Source organism: Acidicapsa ligni (assembly GCF_025685655.1).
Classification (GTDB): domain Bacteria; phylum Acidobacteriota; class Terriglobia; order Terriglobales; family Acidobacteriaceae; genus Acidicapsa; species Acidicapsa ligni.
The window spans coordinates 1,350,889-1,367,670 of record NZ_JAGSYG010000001.1 but is presented as its reverse complement, the minus strand read 5'-3'; the positions used below and the strand labels follow the sequence as shown (position 1 = coordinate 1,367,670).

Below are 16,782 nucleotides of genomic sequence, written 5' to 3'. Positions count from 1 at the left end.
GATGCTTTGGCGGCGAACAGCGCGAGCAGTTCATCGTTTGTCATCCCTGACGAGGACATAAGTCAGCCCTTTTCCCCGATCGCGCGGCTGAACTTGTAGCGCAGCACATTGCCTGTATCCTCCGGACCTTCTACTGAGGCCGTGGCGATCTCGGGAAAGCGTGGGGTGAGCAGGTCGCGGACCTGATCGACCGTCATCTCTGGCCCAGGATCGGGGATACGAACGCCGTTGTAGTAAAACTCGCGTAAAAGCACAGTTGTCTTGAGTTTGGTGGTGGTCGTGGTGGCCATCGCTGGTCTTCTCCTTTACAACGGTTGGAATGTTTGCGATTCAAAAATTCCCCACTCTCTCAGGTGATGAATGGATGGATGAGAGGTTCCGTAACTCTACGGACAAGGGGAGTCGCGGCGTCGAGGCGCCCGAGGAGACTTTAGGTGGGTAACAGTTTTTACGCCGGAGGGTATCGCTCAATCGACGAGAACGACACCGAGTCTGAGGGCGAGATCGAGCACAGGCAGTATGACTTCACCTTCTTCGATCAGGGATGCTGCTTCAGGCTCTGCATCGAGGTCCGTAGGCTTGATCCGTGATCCGAAAAGCAGGACGGCGTGACCACGGTCATCCTGTCGTGACGTCCATCGAAGTCCTTGCGCCTTTGGGACCTGCTTGTAAAGCGCCTCAGCCCACCTCCTGGTGCGGGGATAATGGGCCTTCGTCGTATCGATCAACTGGTTGCGCTTGATCGCCAGCTTGTGAAGCGCAATTGTGCCCAGATCGATGAGCTGCAGGTTGCGCTTGAATGTGATGACCGAGCGCACCTGTCCGTCGAGAACACTGAGGGAGATGCGCTTGAATCCGGGTTTATAGGGAACATCATGAAAGACGGTCTCCATCAGAGCGCAGTCGAGAGTGCTCCCCGCGTAGAGGGTCGGGATGACCGCTCCGGATGGGTCGTAGATCGGGCTGAACCTTGCGTTGCCGCGGCGAGTTGGGTTGAAAGCATCTCCGCGAAAGCGCTCGTGATGCACGCGGTAGAAGGTCTTGTCTTTTCCCCACTCAATCAGAGTCGCGTCCAGGGCCCGGCCCGGCTCCAAAGAAGCCGCGGGCTTAGCCATGTTGTTGCCCCTCCACCTCATCCTTCGCCGCGGCAACGATGAGATCAGGCTCGGCCGCCAACAGGTCCTGGGGACGCCGATCGTCGAGGAAGCTATTGAGTGCAGCGAACCAGAACGCGATGCTCCATCCGCTCCGCTTCGCGCCGAACACCTTGAGCACTTCGGCTACCGCTGCATACGGCTTGTAGCTCTTCTCCGGGTTCAGGCCGAAAAGTGGAAAGTAGTCGGCACCGTTGTGCTCGACCACGAAAATCGCCCCATCTCGCTTCCACTTGCTCGGCTGGGCACTCGGATTGTTGTCGCTGTAACCGGCGAGCTTCGCGACATCGGCCGCACGAACGTAGTCTCCGCTAGTGAGGATCTGCGAGCGTGCCTCCGCCTGCATCCGGACCTGCACAAGGGCGGATCGGGAGGGTGCCATCTCGGGAAGCAAGCCTTCGACGACCTTCGAGAGTTTGTCCTGCCGGCGTGACCGGATAAGTTGGGGCAGAAATTCGCCGATACGGCGATAAACCTCTTCCGCTGCCTCTTGTTCTTGCTCACTGTCAAAGGTTACGGCCAGGGTGCGGCGCGCCGGACTTTGGCTGAGAGCAGCGCTGACCTCGCGGCCGGTTCCTACCATCACTCTGGGGAGGACGGCGTCGTAGCTCGCAATCCTCACATCCCGTTTCATCGAAGTGCGTTGGGTCTTTACCGCCATCGTCTTCGCCTCTCATTCGCATTCTGAGGATATCACGGTTTGGGTAAGTATGGTGATGCCTACCTGACTTCTAACCAAACTAACCAACTTTGGTCACGACGCCTTCAGTCGTTTCCAGTAGAACTCCGCTTCGCGCTTGGACATGCTCTTACACAGGAGCTTATAGGTGGCCCTCTCTGGTAACAGATAAACCAGGAATTCCCTCCCTTCCCGAAGCGACTGGGCTGCGCGATGGTTGCCGTCGATCAAGAGCCTTCCACAGTTGTTTGGCAGGGTCACCATGATGCCCGGCCCGAGATCGGGCGGTAGATGATCGAGATGAGCTTCCCAAATTTGAGTGGACTCAAGCCAGGTGGCCAGCGCCGGGGGGTCAACCCGGTGCAGCATCTCGATACGAGTGAGCCCTTGGGCGATGCGGATGTTGAATCGGAGTGCGAGGAATTGATACCACTCGGGTTTGTCCTGCGGATTCTCTCCGACGATCGGGCATCTGGGGCAACTGTTGTGGTGCTCTGAAGGTGGGTAGGACATAGGTCACCCTTCCGGAAAGAGAAAGGCCCGCGCGATACGGGCCTGGATAGGAATTTCAGGTTCATGTGGAGCGCTCTACGTTCGTTGCGATGTGGCGATGCGAACCTAAGCTCAGAAAGGAAGCCGCTTCAGACGACGCTCTTTCCTGGTCTTCTTGGGAGAAGCTTCAGTCACCTCGCCGGCGATCCAACGGATGTACTGCTCCTGTTCATCGGTCTCGATGGCGCGGCCGCAGTAGTGGGCGCGAACCCATCCGATCGCATCGGAGCTGGTCCAGCCACACGCCACCATCAACGAAGCGATCGCAGTGCCGGTCCGTCCGTGACCACCAACACAGAAGACGAGCATGCTCGCATTCGTGACGGTGAGCTGTTCGACGAGCTTCACCCAGAAGGCACGAGGCAGCTCCACGATCCCCATGTCGGGCCAATCGAGCACAATCTCGCGTGACATTGGGCCATCACCCTCCCATTGTGCGAGCGCCGGCACAGGGATGATGTGCCGCCTGAAGAGGGAGTCGCCGGAGAGATTGAGCAGGAGATCAAAGCGGTTCATGCTGCTGATGCAGTCCGGACCCGCCCCCGCGAAGACGCTCCACCCGCCCTCCGTACTCTTGAGGACACACTGAGGCTGATGGGCGCAGAGTGGCGCCAGCCACGAGTAGTGACTGACTTGGTTAGAAGGGGATGTCTTCTGCAGTCGAGAATCTTCGAAGAGCGCTTGTTCGAACTCGAACTCCACGTCGTAGAGATCTGGACTTTCGTCTTGCCAACGGCACATCGCAGCTCCTTCTCTCGGACCAGTCGTCCTCGCGTTCTTCCTCGTCTATTACTTCGAAGTTGGGCTCTCCGACCGGTATGCGAATTGGAGCCGCATGGTGAAGGAAGCGCTGTGAAAGGTTGAGCCGACGTTGATCGACGAAGCGGTGGACACGATAGAGGAGAGGGCCGCACAGAATGAGCGTCGAGATGGGATTCCGCGCCGTCTGTGTCAGCATTTCGTTGGGCACAAACTTGTTGAACGCCCATCCGTTGTTGTGGGCGCAGTGGACCAATTGATTCAGCGTCTGCAAGGCGAGCTCTGCCTCTCCCGTCACAAGGTGGTTGTGCAGGAGCGCTGCCCATCGCGCGAAGTAAAACCACTTCGCGCCTCCATAACCCCTTTTCCAGATGAGTCCGTGAAAGTCGCGTAAGGCCGCCTCGTACGAACTTCGCGTGGCGGGAGCGCGCATAGCGTTCCAGCAGGCATCGTAGACATCGTCCCGACACTCGATCTCGTCCCGATCCCTTCCGCTGTCCGGAACATGCCTCATCTCCCCCAGAGCCGCAGCAATGGTGAGGCGGTAGGCGAATCCCAGCGCGAGGCCGAGCAGATCGTCGTGTTTTCCGGTCCAGACAGAGAGATGGTGGCAGCCGGCGAGCATCACATGCGCTGCTTCCTCATAGGTCACCTTGAGAGAAAGCGCCAAGTGAAATCCTGCCCGAAGCGCCTCGATGTCGGAACCGCGGGGAGCTTCACCTTTAGGCTCGAGCCATTCGCCCACCTGCGGTTCACGGCTGATGAGTAGCGGTACGCAGTTGAGTACCGCATGAATGGCATAGTGGGACGCGAGAGAACCGTTAGGGTGGTAGACGACTGTACCCGTCTCGGCGTCCTGCATCTCCTCTTCCCACGCCAGGAGGTCGCCGTATGCCACAATCACGCGCTCGACCTTCATGCGACCCGGGATGAAATCAGCTGTCTGCGGCAGTTCTGGACCATCCCGAAGCTGGACCAGTCGATAGCCGGAATCATCCTTGGGCCAGAGCACCTCCACGTACGGAGTGTCCTGGACACCCGCCTCTCCCATGGTGAAGTCCGATACCAGATTGCCCAAAGCCGGGATGGACCATGCCGAGGTCCCGCACGTGGCACCATCATGCCCCATACCGACCGTAAGCGATCCTCGCGTCCAAATACCGCTATACGCAGCTTTGACGAGTGGCATGGTGACGATCTCCGCCTCCGGGTCAGCGTCAAGGGTGCGTCGGATCAAATCCTGTCCATCCTCGACGTTGGAAATCGTGCGGGAATCGACAAATCCATGACGTGGCCGCATCGGACAGGGGCGGGAGAAGTATCCAATCAGTTGTTCCGGGAGGACCCGATCCGCTGGATACACCTGAAAGGGCGGGACGAGATGAGCCGCCTGAAACTGTGCAAGGGCAGCGATACCCCGGGCTTTCTGGGTTCGAGGAGCGGATATCAGCGGTGGAGGAACAGAGGAGTTGGTTTCAAGAGAATGGACTTCCATTGCGTCTCCCTGGTGGGAATCGGTTTGGGCAAACGAAAGCGCCGCCTCAATGGGCGGCGCGGGCGGGACGGAAAGGGCTCTTTGCTACGGAATCTTTGCCATCAGTTCACGAACTTTAGTGAGCGGTTCGCTCGCAACGACGGAGAGATCCGGTGTGCAGCCGGTAGCATCCGCACTCTCCAATAGACTTTGAAGGGCGGCTTTCAAAACGTCATCTGCGTAGTCGTTGGGATTCCACGACGGACCCGGATCGAAGAAAAGGACATCCGTCGTTTCTAGTCTGTTGGTCTCGATGTAGACGGTACCTCGGTCTTCCGCGTCGTCCGGCGAGTCCCAGCTGATCTCCCCATTGAGAACGTAGCCCTGCGGAATGAAAAAGTGCTCCAACAACAAGACAAGCCAGGGACGGAGGCCATGACGGCTTTCTCCCTCCTCTGGGCCGAGAGTGAAGCGGTCTTCCGAAACGACGAGCTGACCGCCGTACCCCGGCAGGTCTGGCTCTGAACTTGCTTGGATGGCTGCGAAAATCGGACGAGTCTCGTCGGTCTCTCGCATGTTCACGACGTCTTCCACCATCAGGGCATGTGCCGCTGAGAGCGGTGGCTGCACGTCGACTTCGCCACTGTAGAACACGGGGTATCCCATGTCGCCTCCTGGATACGATGAGATTTAGAACAGAGTCCCTTGGGCCGGTTCGATGGCGACCGGTGGCGATTGCCGGATCGAAGCACCTGTGCGCGCACTCTGCTCGGAAGAGAGGCTCTCCGAGCGAGGTTGTCGATACTTCGCCTCAAGCTTTTCGAGTGTTGCCATCTCGAAGGCACGGATCGCCTCTGCAACAACGACTTGCTGCTTCCCGCGGTAATTGCGGGCGCGCACCTCACGTTGTAAGGCTCGCTCGACATCGCAGAAGGTATATGCCGGATCTCCATAGCAGGGCCAGCGCAAGAGATGATCGAGGAAGCGCAGGCGGTCCAGCTCTGTGGTGAACCATTCGCTATAGAAGCCCCCTTGGTTATAGTGGGCGTTATGCGGTGCACCGCATAACGCGCATTATGTGGAGGGCGTGATTATGCGGAGCGTCGACGCAAGAACCGCGTAAGAGCACAGTTCCGACGCCATCTCACTCCGCATAATCCCATGCTGCAAAGTGTGCGCTATGGTGATCCCAGGAGAGATGCAATCAAAGCGTCAGGGGCTTTGAAGCGCCCACGACGCAGGCTCGGTGGAAGAACCGCCTCCATAGCCTCGAGCTTCTCAGACGGATCAACACGAAGATAGACTTCCGTTGTGCGCATATCGCTGTGGCCCAGCCAAAGTGCGACCTTTCGAACGTCGCGAGTGGCTTGAAGCATGATCACAGCGCAACTGTGCCTAAGTTGATGAGGGGAGACAGAACGCCCCTTTAGGTCGGGAAGCTTCTCAGCTGCGACCTTGACGTGCCTCTCGAGGACGTATTCGAAGCCAGCTCGTGTCATGGGATCTCCCGCAGCATTCACGAATAGCTCCGAAGTGCGGACCGGACCACGAACAGCCAACCAGGCTCGCAGATCCTTGGCAGTATCCTTCCATAGCGGGAGGCAACGCTCCCTCCTGCCCTTTCCGCACACACGGATGCTTGGCGGATGCCGCAGGGACAAGCCATCGAGAGGCAACTCCACCAACTCAGACACCCGAAGACCGCAAGCGAAGCAAAGATGCAGCATCGCTCTATCTCGGATGCCTAAGCGAGTTGCCAGATTTGGAGCGTCAAGGATCGCCCACATCTGTTTCATGGTGAGGTGTTGAACCAGGGCTTGATCATGTCGCTTCGTTGGAATCGCACGGATCTGATGCGCCTGCTCAAGGGAAGACGGTGCGCGCAATTCGACGTACCGCATGAAGGCTTTGATTGCGGCAAGGCGGGAGTTACGTGTAACGGAGGAGTTTGAGCGAGCTTTTTCGATATGTCCGAGGAAGTCGAGCACCAAATCTGCGGTGATGTGCTCTATACACAGTTGAGATGGCCTTTTCCGGAGACGGCTTGACGCATATTCGAACAGGAGCCGAAACGCATGAGCATACGTTTCGCAGGTGTTGGGACTGTAGCCGCGCTCGACCGGCATGTGCTCTCGGAGAAAGGCAGTGATGAGGGGTGCGATGGGTGTCATGCAACCTCCTTGCCGACCAGAGCCTCGGCAGACGCGGCAATGTCTGTCATCAGTTCTGGGGTCGCCTCGAGATACCAATAGGTGTGCGTGATGTCTACATGCCCAAGGTACGTCGCCAGCGCAACGAAATGAGCAGCAACATCTTCACGTCGCGTCGGACACCTCTCCAAAGATCGAGTAGCAAACGTGTGCCGAAGATCATGAATTCGGCAAGGGCGGGTCCCCGTTTGGGTGATTCCAGCGTGGAACGCCAGACGGCGAAAGGTGTAATTCGCCATACTCCGGCTAATGGCCCGCATCCCCGCGGACAGGAACAAATGATCATCGGCAGTGGGAAGTATCGAGCGGGACTCGAGATAGGCATTCAATGCCGCCACAACTGTCGAATGCAAAGGGATCAGCCGACTCTTGCCGCCCTTGCCTCTACGAATGAGAAGAACGCCGCCTGGCTGAACATCGCTCAACCGTAAATTGAGCGCCTCCGATATCCGCAGTCCAGTAGAAGCGATCAGGCCAAAGAGTGTCGCATACGTCGCTCGGCGTAGAGCATATGTTTTGGGAAGCTTCGTCGCGGCAGCGACGAGTCTGCTCAGCTCATCTGCGGAGTAGATGTAAGGCATCAATCTGCCCTGTGGAGGTGGGAATAGGCGTGACGGAGGGACTTCATGACCTGCGTCTTCCGCGTGAAGGAAACGAGCAAGCAGCACGACCGCATTGAGGCGAACGTACCTGGTGCCCGGAGTAGACGCCGCAGTTGCCCATGCCACGGCAGTTGAGACCTTGACGTAGGTATCACCCTGGCACTTGGCAAATTGGGCATATGCCTTGAGCAACCGATCTGTCTGAAGGAGGCCATAACCAAGCTTTCGACGGAGTGCGATATAGCGTTCGACGGAGGTCATTAGCATGACACCACCCCCGGCCACGACTGGGCGACCGTGGATAGCATCCCGATATCCACCTTGGCATACCGAGTAGTCGTCTGTGGTGAACGATGGCGAAGGACAGATCCGATACTGGCAAGGGATGCACCTTGTCGCAGCATCGTTGTCGCGGCAGAATGCCGGAGAACATGAGCCCCGCACGCAGGTGAGCTGACCCCGGCGCGATCAATGGCCCTACGCACGATGCCGCCCACTGCCTGATAGCTTAGCTTCCGATACGGCGGTGGGACCGTAACGAACAACTCCTTCGCTCTACATGCCGGACGACTCTTCTGGAGATATCGCAGGATTGCCTTTCCCACCTGCTGGGGCAGCGGGAGCAACTCGTGACGGCGCCCTTTGCCACACACTTTGATCTTTCCGTTCTCCCAGTCAATATCGGTCAGGCGCAACCGAACGACATCACCCCCACGAAGCCCTAGACGGGACAAAAGCAGGATCACGGCCTTATCTCGCAGTCCGGTTTTGTCGGTGGAACAGGAAGCAACGAGGCGATCTACATCTTCAGATACGAGAAACTTTGGTATCGATGACAATTTCCGTGAAGCATGAGCAGGCAGCGCGTACTCCAGTCCCACCTTGCAACGTCCTGTAACTCCAAGAAATCGAAGGTAGCTGCGCACTGCTGTAGCTCCCAGCTTCGCGTACGAGGAACCGTGGCGTGCTCCTCGCGTTAGAACAAACTCGCGCAGCGTTCTTGGGCTGTAAGCACTTGGATTGTTTCCGACCGTAGTGACGAACTCTTCGAGCACTCTTTGATAAATATCCAAAGTTACCCGCGTGACACCTCTATGCTCGAGCATCCATGAATAGAACTCTCGGAGCATCGGCACGGAGGAGACGTGAGAATCGCGGGACGTAGTTTCCGGAAGTAGGCCGCGTTCTTCGAGGAACCGAAGGAAGTGCCGTACAACGCTGAGAGATTCCAGTCTGGGCCCTCGTTGGTAAGGGGTATAGGGCACCTCGGCTAGATACTTCAAACACTCCTGCAGCCCCTCGGCAAAGTCTCCAGTAGTTCTTCCAGTCTTGGTGAGCCAATCGGTCCACGCTGCGAAGGATTGAAGCATCCTAAAGACCGTTCGCTTCTTATACCCTCGGGCATGTAACCAATCCGAGAAGTCGTCGACGTGATTAGCGGCAGGCCCCGCATAGAGCCTTTTCCGAGTGATTTTTGCACTTACGTGGTGTTCGAGCATGTTGCCTCCTTTGGATCAAGGAGACAATTCCGAGCGGACGAAATCCAGAGTAAATATCTGCTTGTTCGCTAAGCCGTTTGCAGGGAGGTCGATTGTGCCGCACTCAAAGCTCGCGTCCAAGCCTGAGATGCCATTTGAATCGGGTCCCAGGGACTTGATAGTGGAGGGGTATAGCTCAGATCGAGCTCGTTTAATTCCTCAACGTCCATGCGATGAAAGAGAGCGGTGGCAAACACGTCGACACGCTTCGAGACCTCGGATTGCTTGTGTCCCAGGAGCTGTGCTCCGAGGAGTTTTCCGGTTTGCTGATCGCCTGTCACACGCAAACGCAACTCGCGAGCGCCGGGATAGTATGCCTTGTGATCCCACACCGTTGTCTCGATCGTGAACGGATCGAATCCAGCTTTTAGTGCTTCATCTTCGAGTAGCCCCGTCCGTGCCGCGACAATGTCGAAAAGCTTTACGACCTGAGTTCCGAGGGAACCAGCAAACTCGCGGGTGTGACCGAGCGCGTTCTCCGCGGCCGTCCGTCCCTGCTTGTGCGCTGTCGTGCCAAGCGGCAGGTAAGTGTTCCGATTGAGGAGCCTGTGCCATGTTTCCACGCAATCGCCAGCCGCGTATACATCGGGGAGATTGGTCTCCATGTGCCGGCTGACCTGCAATGCACCCTTTGCTCCGGTTGTGATGCCAGCGGCAATACCCAGCTCGCTGTTAGGCCGAACGCCGACTGCAACGAGGACCAGGTCGACGGTGGCTGCGAAGCCCGATGTGCCCAAAACGGTTAGTTGCTCACCTGAATTCGAAATTGAGTTGATCTCCACGCGATTGAAGACCTCCACACCATGCTTCTGCATCTCCGCTTCGACGTGCTCTCCGAGAGATGGATCGACTGTCGCGAGAATCCTTTCCGTACGACTTGCGATCCTGACGTGGATACCGCGGTGAGTAAGCGCATCGGCCATTTCCAGACCTATATACCCGGCCCCGACGATGACGGCTGATTTCGGTTGCCGCTCATCGAGGAATCGATGGACGGCAAAGCTGTCCTCCATCGTGTGCAGCGGAAATACCCCTGGCAAGTCGAACCCTTCGATGGACGGTCGAACCGGACGGGCGCCTGTCCCAATCAGCAACTTATCGTAGGCAATCTCGACCTCATTGCCGTCCTTGCGCCGCACCTGAACGGTTTTCAACTTTGGGTCGATACGTTCTGCGGTGTGACTGGGCAGAAGCGAGATGCCCGGGAACTCCGTTCGGTGAGCCAGCGAATGCCAGTCGGGGGTCTCTCCGCTCAGATAAAAGGGCAGACCGCAGATGCTGTAGTTGGGAAACTCGTCGGCAAGCACGAGGCAAATATCGCAACTCGGATCGAGTTCGTGAGCGCGGAGTCCAGCGGCAATGCCGGCGTCGCTGCCACCTATGATCAGAAACTTCATCTTGCTTCTCCCTTGTCCGGATGTCTATGGAGCGGTCTCAACGGGATGGACCTCGAACCCTGGCTCCGCCGCTTTGAAGTATCGCTTACGCATCCAGAACGCCACGTTAACGAGGCCGATCAAAGCGGGGACCTCGACCAACGGCCCAATCACCCCAACAAAAGCTTCGCCTGAGTTCAGGCCGAAGACTGCGACAGCCACAGCGATCGCCAACTCAAAGTTGTTTCCGGCTGCGGTGAAGGAGAGGGTCGCCGTCTGCGCATAGTCCGCACCAAGTTTCTTGCCCATCCAGAAGCTGACAAGGAACATGATGATGAAATAGACAACCAACGGAACTGCAATCTTCAGGACGTCGAACGGAAGGCGGACGATCAGATCCCCCTTAAGGGAAAACATGACCAGGATCGTGAACAGTAGCGCGAACAAGGTAAAGGGACTGATCTTAGGAATGAATTGCGTCCGGTACCACTCTTCGCCCTTCACTCGTACAAGTACAAATCGCGTTAGCGCACCCGCGAGGAATGGAATTCCCAGATAGATAAAGACGCTGTGAGCAATTTGCCCGATACTGATGTTCACAACCGATCCCTGATAGCCGAACCAAGTGGGCAGGATTGTGATGAAAACCCAAGCATAAAGACTGTAGAAAACGACTTGGAAGACGCTGTTGAGTGCGACGAGGCCGGCAACGTAGTCTGTGTCTCCACCTGCCAACTCATTCCAGACCAATACCATTGCAATGCAACGGGCGATCCCGATCAGGATCAGACCGCGCATGTATGCGGGCTCACCGTGTAGGAACGTCAAAGCCAAGCCGAACATGAGCAGCGGGCCAATGATCCAGTTCTGAACCAGCGAAAGGCCGAGGACGCGGCGGTTGCGGAAGACCTCGCCAAGTTTCTCGTACCGAACCTTAGCCAGAGGTGGGTACATCATGATGATCAGTCCGATGGCAATGGGAATGTTTGTGGTGCCGGATTGAAAACTGTTCACAAAGGCCGCCGACCCAGGAACGAAGTGTCCGACTGCGACACCTATCGCCATGGCGAGGAAGATCCAGAGCGTTAGGTAACGGTCGAGGAAAGACAATTTCTTGCGCGGCATTGGCGCGCAGACCTGGCCTTGTGTATAGGGGGTGCTGGACATAGGATTACCTCGACGCGGAAACGGTACTTGGATCAACAGGAATTGGAAGAGGTGCGCCCTGAAGCGCGACGAACTTAGCGGGAGTGCAGCATGCCTTGGATAGCCGTGCACGGTCAGCCTGCATCGCACGGTCTTCCTTCAGCCAACCGAGAGTCTGTTGGAGAATCTGGGTGGCTCCGATGTGGGGCGGCATGACGATCCGGTAGTGCATCCACTTCCCGTCTCGTCGGGTTGCAACGATGCCGGCGCTGCGCAGATATGCAAGGTGACGAGATATCTTCGGTTGAGGTTGATCCAGAATTTCGACGAAGTAGCACACACATATTTCCTGGTCGCCCATCAGGTTGAGCAACCGGAGGCGAGTATTGTCGCCAAGTGCCTGAAAGAACCGCTCGATGTTGAATGCCTGTTTCGCTGCCATGTCCGAATTATATTCGCATTGACGGATGTGTAGGAAAGAAATATAGTCGCTTTGACAGATATGTCTGGAGGACATCATGGCAGAGCAGCTACTTGAATCGGTGAAGTCGAAGTACGGAGCGGTGGCAGAGAGTTCGCTGTCCAGCGATGACGCAGGTGTAACCGCTGTTGCCCAGGCTTTTGGCTACAGCGCTGAGGAACTGACTTCCATCCCGGCGGAAGCCAACATGGGGCTCTCATGCGGGAACCCAACAGCAATTGCATCGATTCGCCTGGGTGAAGTCGTGGTTGATCTCGGCTCGGGTGGCGGCCTGGATGTATTTCTCGCCTCTCCCCTGGTCGGACCTGAGGGCAAGGCGATCGGCATCGATATGACTCCGGCCATGATCGAGCGAGCCCGCACGAACGCGATTGCAGGTGGTTACAAGAATGTGGAGTTCCATCTATCGACCATCGATAGGATTCCGCTGCCTGATGCCTCAGTTGATTGCGTCATCAGCAACTGCGTGATCAATCTCGCTCCTGACAAACCCGCCGTCTTCCGGGAAATTGCGCGAGTGCTGAAACCGGGTGGCCGGCTGGCTGTGAGCGATATTGCTCTTAAGAGCGAACTTCCGCCCGAGGTAGCGGCCAGCATGGCGGCCTACGTCGGCTGCATCGGCGGCGCGATTCTCATCAATGACTACCGGGACGGGCTGTTTGCTGCTGGGTTCGAGCACGTCAAGATCGTGGACAGCGGCGCAGATCTGAATGCCTATGCCAAAGTCGAGAACCAAGCTGGCTGCTGCTCGCCCTCTATGGACTCCGAGGCCACCACATCCTGCTGCTCGACGGATACACCAGCGAGCCTGCATCAAGACCTAACTGACCTGCTCTCCAAGTATGACGTCAATGCTGCAGCGGCGAGCGTTAAGGTCTACGCCGTCAAACCCTCCGAGACCGCTCAGGCTCCTTGTTGCGGGCCGAACTGCTGCGCTCCGGCAAAGTGAAGCGCTGGATGAGCGAGGAGAGTCGAACGATGGCCGCACAGCACTACAACGTAATGTTTCTCTGTACCGGTAACTCGGCACGATCGATCATGGCCGAGGCGATCATGAACCGTAAGGGACGCGGCAACTTCACCGCATACAGCGCCGGGAGCCATCCTGCGGGTATTGTCCGCCCTGAAGCGCTCAAACAGATCGAGGCTGCAGGACTCAGCACCGAAGGCTTTTACAGCAAGTCGTGGGATGAGTTCACCAAACCGGATGCGCCCCAGCTTCAATTCGTCTTTACCGTCTGCGACAACGCTGCCAAGGAGATCTGCCCGGTTTGGCCAGGACAGCCTTTGACGGCCCACTGGGGAGTGCCCGATCCTGCCGCCGCCGTCGGCACGCCAGCAGAAATAGAGCGGGCGTTTCGTGACACCTTCTCCATTCTGGATCGGAGAATCAGCCTGTTCCTGTCTTTACCTCTCTCGACTCTCGGCCAACTCGCCATACAGAAGGAAATCGACAAGATCGGGCATCAATAGATCGCGCCAATCAAAGAAGTTGGAGAATAAATGCGTACTTTTATCTTTGCCTGTGTTCACAATGCCGGACGTTCGCAGATGTCGGCGGCATTCTTTAACCAGCTAGCCGATCCAGGTCTTGCACAAGCCATCTCCGCCGGAACCCACCCTGCCGAGCATGTGCATCCAGTAGTTGTCCAGGTGATGCGCGAGGTGGGAATCGACCTCAGCAATGCGAAACCGCAAAAACTCACAGCAGAGCTGGCGCAAAATGCCGAGATGCTGGTCACGATGGGGTGCGGCGATGAATGCCCTTACGTTCCCGGTCTCAGGCGCGACGACTGGCCGCTGCCGGACCCCAAAGGACAAGGGATTGAGTCAGTACGAGAGACCCGCGATGAGATCAGGCGACGTGTTCTGCAATTGCTGGCACAGGAGAGGTTGAGCACCCATACCGTCCCAGCATAACGATTCGCCTGATTCCCACTGAATCGCGCTAAGCGGGGCTCCGAGACACTCGACTGTGGCAAGATAGAGACAGATGCGATTCTGGTCCAAGACGTTTCGTTTTACGGCAATGTTTCTCGTGCTTTTTGCGAGCGTGGAGATTCTTGCCTGCGATCTTCTCCCAGACTCCGACTGCTCCATTTCGCATCCGTATCACAAGGGCCAACCACAGGAGTCAGGCGACAATTGCCTGTGCTGCTGCGCGCACATGGTCGCCGTGAAACCTCTTGTCTTTGAACCTCAAGAGACGGTGGTTCCGGCATACCCGGATGAGGCAGTTCCACAACCTCTCTTTGCTCCCTCCCATATCGACCATCCTCCCCAGCTTTCTTAAATCCGTAGTCCAGTCGGTCTCAAAAGCTAATTCAGGAGATGTGTATGCGAGGAAGAAGTGTCTTCTTCCTGCCCGCACTGCTGTTCCCGGCATTGTTGTTGGGAGCACAGCAGGTTCCGTCCACGCTTTCTACCGTGGACGATCTGGTGCGCGCAGGAATTGCGAACAATAAAGACCTGGCTGCCGTCCGGGAACGGATAGCAGAAGCGAAGGGCCTCACGCGACAGGCTGGAGTACGGCCTGCTCCGGTTCTTGGTCTGGACGGAGCGACAGGAAAACCGCTGGGCACCATCGGAGAAGAGCAATACGGGGCGGAATATTCCCAATCCATCGAGACCTTCGGGAAAAGAGGAAGGCGCATCCGCGTCGCCGAGTTTTCTGTCGGCATAGCGGAAGCTGATTTTCAGCAGCGCTCCACGCAACTCGCGTATGAAATTACGGCAGCCTACGCAGAGGTATCCGCGGAGCGGCACAAGCTGAAGGTACTGAGCGATCTGATTGGTCTGAATCAAGACACGCTTCGACTCACCGAGGCTCGTGTCAAGGAAGGCGATGTCGCCCCACTCGAAGCCAGTCTGCTCAAAGTCGAGATCAGCCGCGCTGAAGTCTCCCGCAGAAGTGCACAAGGCCGTCTTACCTCGGCGGAGCTTGAATTGCGCCGCCTGGCTGGGCTTGACCAAACCGCACCGATTCCAGACTCCGAGATTCCCGCAGCGGCTCCGACGGACCTCGACACTCTGAAACGGCAGGCTCTGGAGAACCGCTCGGATTTGAAGACAGCGCGGCTTGAGGAAGAACAGGAGGCGGCGGGCATCGAGCTGGCAAAAGCGGAAGCAAAACCGGACGTGACGCTCTCGGCTGGCTACACCCGGCAGGATAACCAGTTCGACGGCCTGTTTGGATATAACAGCAGCGGTGCACTCAGCCCCCTAAGAGACCGGGACGACATTCTCAAATTCGGAGTCTCCATACCGCTCCGTACCAGTCGGAGCGGGGCTGGCAACGTGCAGGCTGCAACGGCCCGCACCTCCGGCGCGAGACTGCGGAGAGAGTATCTGGAGAGGAATATTCCACTCGAAGTAGAAGCAGCTTACCAGCGGTGGCGCACGGCTGCGGATTCCTTACAGCTTCTCCAGAGCGGGGTGCTCGATCCCTCAACGAACAATCTCTCCGTGATCCGCGAGGCTTACAAGCTCGGACAATTACGGCTGCTCGATGTGCTTAACGAGCAGCGCCGTCTGGTGGACACCCAGTTGGCTTATATCGACGCGCAGGCAGATGCCGCCCGCACATGGGCAGAAGTTCAACGCGCCACAGGAGGAATCCATCCATGAAACGCATTCTTGTTTTGTCTCTCTGCGGCACGCTGCTGTTCACCGGCTGCAATCGAAAGAATGTTCAGAAAGAGGAAGGCGAGTCGCAGGCGGAGTCCGCCAACAAAAGCAATCTCGTCGAGATGAGCGTATCGGCGCAACAGCACATCGGCATGGTCGTCGCTCCGGCTGCTGTTACGCAGTTGAACGAGTACCTTCGGGCTACTGGAACCGTCCAGCCGATTGATAGCAAGATCGGAATCATTGGCCCCTTGGCGCGTGGCCGCATCGTAGAAGTCCGGGCTAAGATCGGAGACCGGGTAGAAGCCGGACAGACACTTGCGGTCTTCGACAACATCGAGGCTGGAGAACTCCTTACGCAAGAACAATCGGCACGCGCGGATCTCGAACGCCTCAAGGCGCAACTGATTCCGGCGACCCGGCAGGCAGAGCGTAGCCGCCGTCTTGCGGACATTGGCGCTGGGGCGGAAAAAGATTCCGAGTCAAGCAAGGCCGAAAAGGAAGGGATCGAAGCGGACATTCGTTCGCAACAAGCCCTGATCGACGGCATACGCCAGCGGCTTCACCGTTTTGGAATTGCCGATGATAATCCTCGCGCCACATTTCTGACTCCGTTGAAAGCGCCCTTCTCAGGAGTCGTGACCAAGACGCAGGCATCTCCTGGAGATGTCGTCGATGCGGGCCGGAATGTCTTCACCGTTGCCGATCTCTCTCGCGTGTGGGTCCAGGCAGAGGTATATGAAAAAGACCTCGGACGGCTCCGCATTGGGCAGAGTGCTTTCATCACAGTGGATACCTATCCCAACCAGTCTTTCGAGGGCAAAGTGGCCTACATCAGCGATGTGCTCGATCCGCAGACGCGAACGGCCCGTGTTCGCTGCGAAGTAGCCAATAGCGATCTGCGCCTGAAGACGGATATGTTCGCCAACATCGAACTTCCCACCAAGTTCAGCAAGCAGGCTATCGCCGTGCCCGCAAGTGCTCTTCAGGAGGTGGAGGGCAAGAATGTGGTCTTCATTCGCCGCTCCCAAACGCAATTTGAAAAACGCGAGGTAGAGAAAGGCGTCACCGTCAACAACCAGACAGAGATTATCAGTGGGCTAAAGCCGGGAGAGCCGGTTGTGACGCAGGGCGCTTTCCATCTGAAATCGATCCTCGCCGGTGGCGAGTTGGGGGAGGACTAA

At 57.3% G+C, this 16,782-nt stretch carries 20 protein-coding genes; 6 read left to right on the top strand and 14 right to left on the bottom strand.

What is annotated here, in order from left to right; genetic code table 11:
• Positions 1–62: 62 nt before the first annotated feature.
• From OHL19_RS05555 to OHL19_RS05490, 14 genes are all read right to left on the bottom strand, one after another.
• The gene (locus OHL19_RS05555; protein WP_263356617.1) at positions 63–290 is read right to left on the bottom strand and encodes a PRTRC system protein C; all 228 of its coding nucleotides are present in this window, start codon (positions 288–290) and stop codon (positions 63–65) included.
• Positions 291–467: 177 nt separating this feature from the next.
• Entirely contained in the window at positions 468–1,115 is a 648-nt protein-coding gene (locus OHL19_RS05550) for an RES family NAD+ phosphorylase (protein ID WP_263356616.1), read from the bottom strand.
• Positions 1,108–1,815, bottom strand: a complete 708-nt coding sequence (locus OHL19_RS05545; protein ID WP_263356615.1) for a hypothetical protein — start codon at positions 1,813–1,815, stop codon at positions 1,108–1,110. Before OHL19_RS05545 ends, OHL19_RS05550 begins: the two co-directional genes overlap by 8 nt.
• Before the next feature lie 93 nt (positions 1,816–1,908).
• Entirely contained in the window at positions 1,909–2,346 is a 438-nt protein-coding gene (locus OHL19_RS05540) for a hypothetical protein (protein ID WP_263356614.1), read from the bottom strand.
• 111 nt (positions 2,347–2,457) lie between these two features.
• Complete coding sequence (locus tag OHL19_RS05535) at positions 2,458–2,901, bottom strand: protein-tyrosine phosphatase family protein (RefSeq protein ID WP_263356613.1); 444 nt, start codon at positions 2,899–2,901, stop codon at positions 2,458–2,460.
• A gap of 121 nt (positions 2,902–3,022) precedes the next feature.
• Positions 3,023–4,639, bottom strand: coding sequence for a hypothetical protein (locus OHL19_RS05530; RefSeq protein WP_263356612.1), 1,617 nt, complete (start codon positions 4,637–4,639; stop codon positions 3,023–3,025).
• Positions 4,640–4,723: 84 nt separating this feature from the next.
• Positions 4,724–5,284 (bottom strand): hypothetical protein, encoded by a 561-nt coding sequence (locus tag OHL19_RS05525; protein WP_263356611.1) that lies wholly within the window; start codon positions 5,282–5,284, stop codon positions 4,724–4,726.
• Between the two features lie 24 nt (positions 5,285–5,308).
• On the bottom strand, positions 5,309–5,587 hold the full coding sequence (locus OHL19_RS05520) for a hypothetical protein (protein WP_263356610.1): 279 nt from the start codon (positions 5,585–5,587) through the stop codon (positions 5,309–5,311).
• A 209-nt stretch (positions 5,588–5,796) separates the two neighbouring features.
• Positions 5,797–6,789, bottom strand: coding sequence for a tyrosine-type recombinase/integrase (locus tag OHL19_RS05515; RefSeq protein ID WP_263356609.1), 993 nt, complete (start codon positions 6,787–6,789; stop codon positions 5,797–5,799).
• Entirely contained in the window at positions 6,786–7,691 is a 906-nt protein-coding gene (locus OHL19_RS05510) for a tyrosine-type recombinase/integrase (RefSeq protein ID WP_263356608.1), read from the bottom strand. The genes OHL19_RS05515 and OHL19_RS05510 overlap by 4 nt, the downstream gene beginning before the upstream one ends.
• On the bottom strand, positions 7,691–8,929 hold the full coding sequence (locus OHL19_RS05505; protein WP_263356607.1) for a tyrosine-type recombinase/integrase: 1,239 nt from the start codon (positions 8,927–8,929) through the stop codon (positions 7,691–7,693). Before OHL19_RS05505 ends, OHL19_RS05510 begins: the two co-directional genes overlap by 1 nt.
• Before the next feature lie 68 nt (positions 8,930–8,997).
• A complete protein-coding gene (locus tag OHL19_RS05500; protein WP_263356606.1) occupies positions 8,998–10,365 on the bottom strand; it encodes an FAD-dependent oxidoreductase in 1,368 nt (455 codons plus the stop codon).
• A 24-nt stretch (positions 10,366–10,389) separates the two neighbouring features.
• Positions 10,390–11,511 (bottom strand): ACR3 family arsenite efflux transporter, encoded by a 1,122-nt coding sequence (arsB, locus tag OHL19_RS05495; protein ID WP_317890542.1) that lies wholly within the window; start codon positions 11,509–11,511, stop codon positions 10,390–10,392.
• A 4-nt stretch (positions 11,512–11,515) separates the two neighbouring features.
• On the bottom strand, positions 11,516–11,932 hold the full coding sequence (locus OHL19_RS05490; RefSeq protein ID WP_263356605.1) for an ArsR/SmtB family transcription factor: 417 nt from the start codon (positions 11,930–11,932) through the stop codon (positions 11,516–11,518).
• Between the two features lie 76 nt (positions 11,933–12,008).
• Between OHL19_RS05490 and arsM the strand changes: the two genes are divergently transcribed.
• The 6 genes from arsM (at position 12,009) to OHL19_RS05460 (ending at position 16,782) form a co-directional block, all read left to right on the top strand.
• A complete protein-coding gene (gene arsM, locus OHL19_RS05485; protein ID WP_263356604.1) occupies positions 12,009–12,920 on the top strand; it encodes an arsenite methyltransferase in 912 nt (303 codons plus the stop codon).
• Between the two features lie 29 nt (positions 12,921–12,949).
• The gene (locus tag OHL19_RS05480; protein ID WP_263356603.1) at positions 12,950–13,444 is read left to right on the top strand and encodes an arsenate reductase ArsC; all 495 of its coding nucleotides are present in this window, start codon (positions 12,950–12,952) and stop codon (positions 13,442–13,444) included.
• A 30-nt stretch (positions 13,445–13,474) separates the two neighbouring features.
• Positions 13,475–13,891 carry an arsenate reductase ArsC gene (locus tag OHL19_RS05475; RefSeq protein ID WP_263356602.1) on the top strand — a complete coding sequence of 139 codons (417 nt, stop codon included), beginning with the start codon at positions 13,475–13,477 and terminating at the stop codon, positions 13,889–13,891.
• Between the two features lie 73 nt (positions 13,892–13,964).
• On the top strand, positions 13,965–14,264 hold the full coding sequence (locus OHL19_RS05470; protein WP_263356601.1) for a hypothetical protein: 300 nt from the start codon (positions 13,965–13,967) through the stop codon (positions 14,262–14,264).
• A 44-nt stretch (positions 14,265–14,308) separates the two neighbouring features.
• Complete coding sequence (locus OHL19_RS05465) at positions 14,309–15,598, top strand: TolC family protein (protein WP_263356600.1); 1,290 nt, start codon at positions 14,309–14,311, stop codon at positions 15,596–15,598.
• Positions 15,595–16,782, top strand: a complete 1,188-nt coding sequence (locus OHL19_RS05460) for an efflux RND transporter periplasmic adaptor subunit (protein WP_263356599.1) — start codon at positions 15,595–15,597, stop codon at positions 16,780–16,782. The genes OHL19_RS05465 and OHL19_RS05460 overlap by 4 nt, the downstream gene beginning before the upstream one ends.

Bases quoted from the DNA above. Each gene is read 5' to 3' on its own strand.
- OHL19_RS05525 (WP_263356611.1), bottom strand. From the start codon at position 5,284: ATGGGATACCCCGTGTTCTACAGTGGCGAAGTCGACGTGCAGCCACCG.
- arsM (WP_263356604.1), top strand. From the start codon at position 12,009: ATGGCAGAGCAGCTACTTGAATCGGTGAAGTCGAAGTACGGAGCGGTG.
- OHL19_RS05550 (WP_263356616.1), bottom strand. From the start codon at position 1,115: ATGGCTAAGCCCGCGGCTTCTTTGGAGCCGGGCCGGGCCCTGGACGCG.
- OHL19_RS05515 (WP_263356609.1), bottom strand. From the start codon at position 6,789: ATGACACCCATCGCACCCCTCATCACTGCCTTTCTCCGAGAGCACATG.
- OHL19_RS05460 (WP_263356599.1), top strand. From the start codon at position 15,595: ATGAAACGCATTCTTGTTTTGTCTCTCTGCGGCACGCTGCTGTTCACC.
- OHL19_RS05510 (WP_263356608.1), bottom strand. From the start codon at position 7,691: ATGACCTCCGTCGAACGCTATATCGCACTCCGTCGAAAGCTTGGTTAT.
- OHL19_RS05480 (WP_263356603.1), top strand. From the start codon at position 12,950: ATGGCCGCACAGCACTACAACGTAATGTTTCTCTGTACCGGTAACTCG.
- OHL19_RS05505 (WP_263356607.1), bottom strand. From the start codon at position 8,929: ATGCTCGAACACCACGTAAGTGCAAAAATCACTCGGAAAAGGCTCTAT.
- arsB (WP_317890542.1), bottom strand. From the start codon at position 11,511: ATGTCCAGCACCCCCTATACACAAGGCCAGGTCTGCGCGCCAATGCCG.
- OHL19_RS05540 (WP_263356614.1), bottom strand. From the start codon at position 2,346: ATGTCCTACCCACCTTCAGAGCACCACAACAGTTGCCCCAGATGCCCG.
- OHL19_RS05465 (WP_263356600.1), top strand. From the start codon at position 14,309: ATGCGAGGAAGAAGTGTCTTCTTCCTGCCCGCACTGCTGTTCCCGGCA.
- OHL19_RS05545 (WP_263356615.1), bottom strand. From the start codon at position 1,815: ATGGCGGTAAAGACCCAACGCACTTCGATGAAACGGGATGTGAGGATT.
- OHL19_RS05475 (WP_263356602.1), top strand. From the start codon at position 13,475: ATGCGTACTTTTATCTTTGCCTGTGTTCACAATGCCGGACGTTCGCAG.
- OHL19_RS05535 (WP_263356613.1), bottom strand. From the start codon at position 2,901: ATGAACCGCTTTGATCTCCTGCTCAATCTCTCCGGCGACTCCCTCTTC.
- OHL19_RS05530 (WP_263356612.1), bottom strand. From the start codon at position 4,639: ATGGAAGTCCATTCTCTTGAAACCAACTCCTCTGTTCCTCCACCGCTG.
- OHL19_RS05555 (WP_263356617.1), bottom strand. From the start codon at position 290: ATGGCCACCACGACCACCACCAAACTCAAGACAACTGTGCTTTTACGC.
- OHL19_RS05490 (WP_263356605.1), bottom strand. From the start codon at position 11,932: ATGGCAGCGAAACAGGCATTCAACATCGAGCGGTTCTTTCAGGCACTT.
- OHL19_RS05500 (WP_263356606.1), bottom strand. From the start codon at position 10,365: ATGAAGTTTCTGATCATAGGTGGCAGCGACGCCGGCATTGCCGCTGGA.
- OHL19_RS05470 (WP_263356601.1), top strand. From the start codon at position 13,965: ATGCGATTCTGGTCCAAGACGTTTCGTTTTACGGCAATGTTTCTCGTG.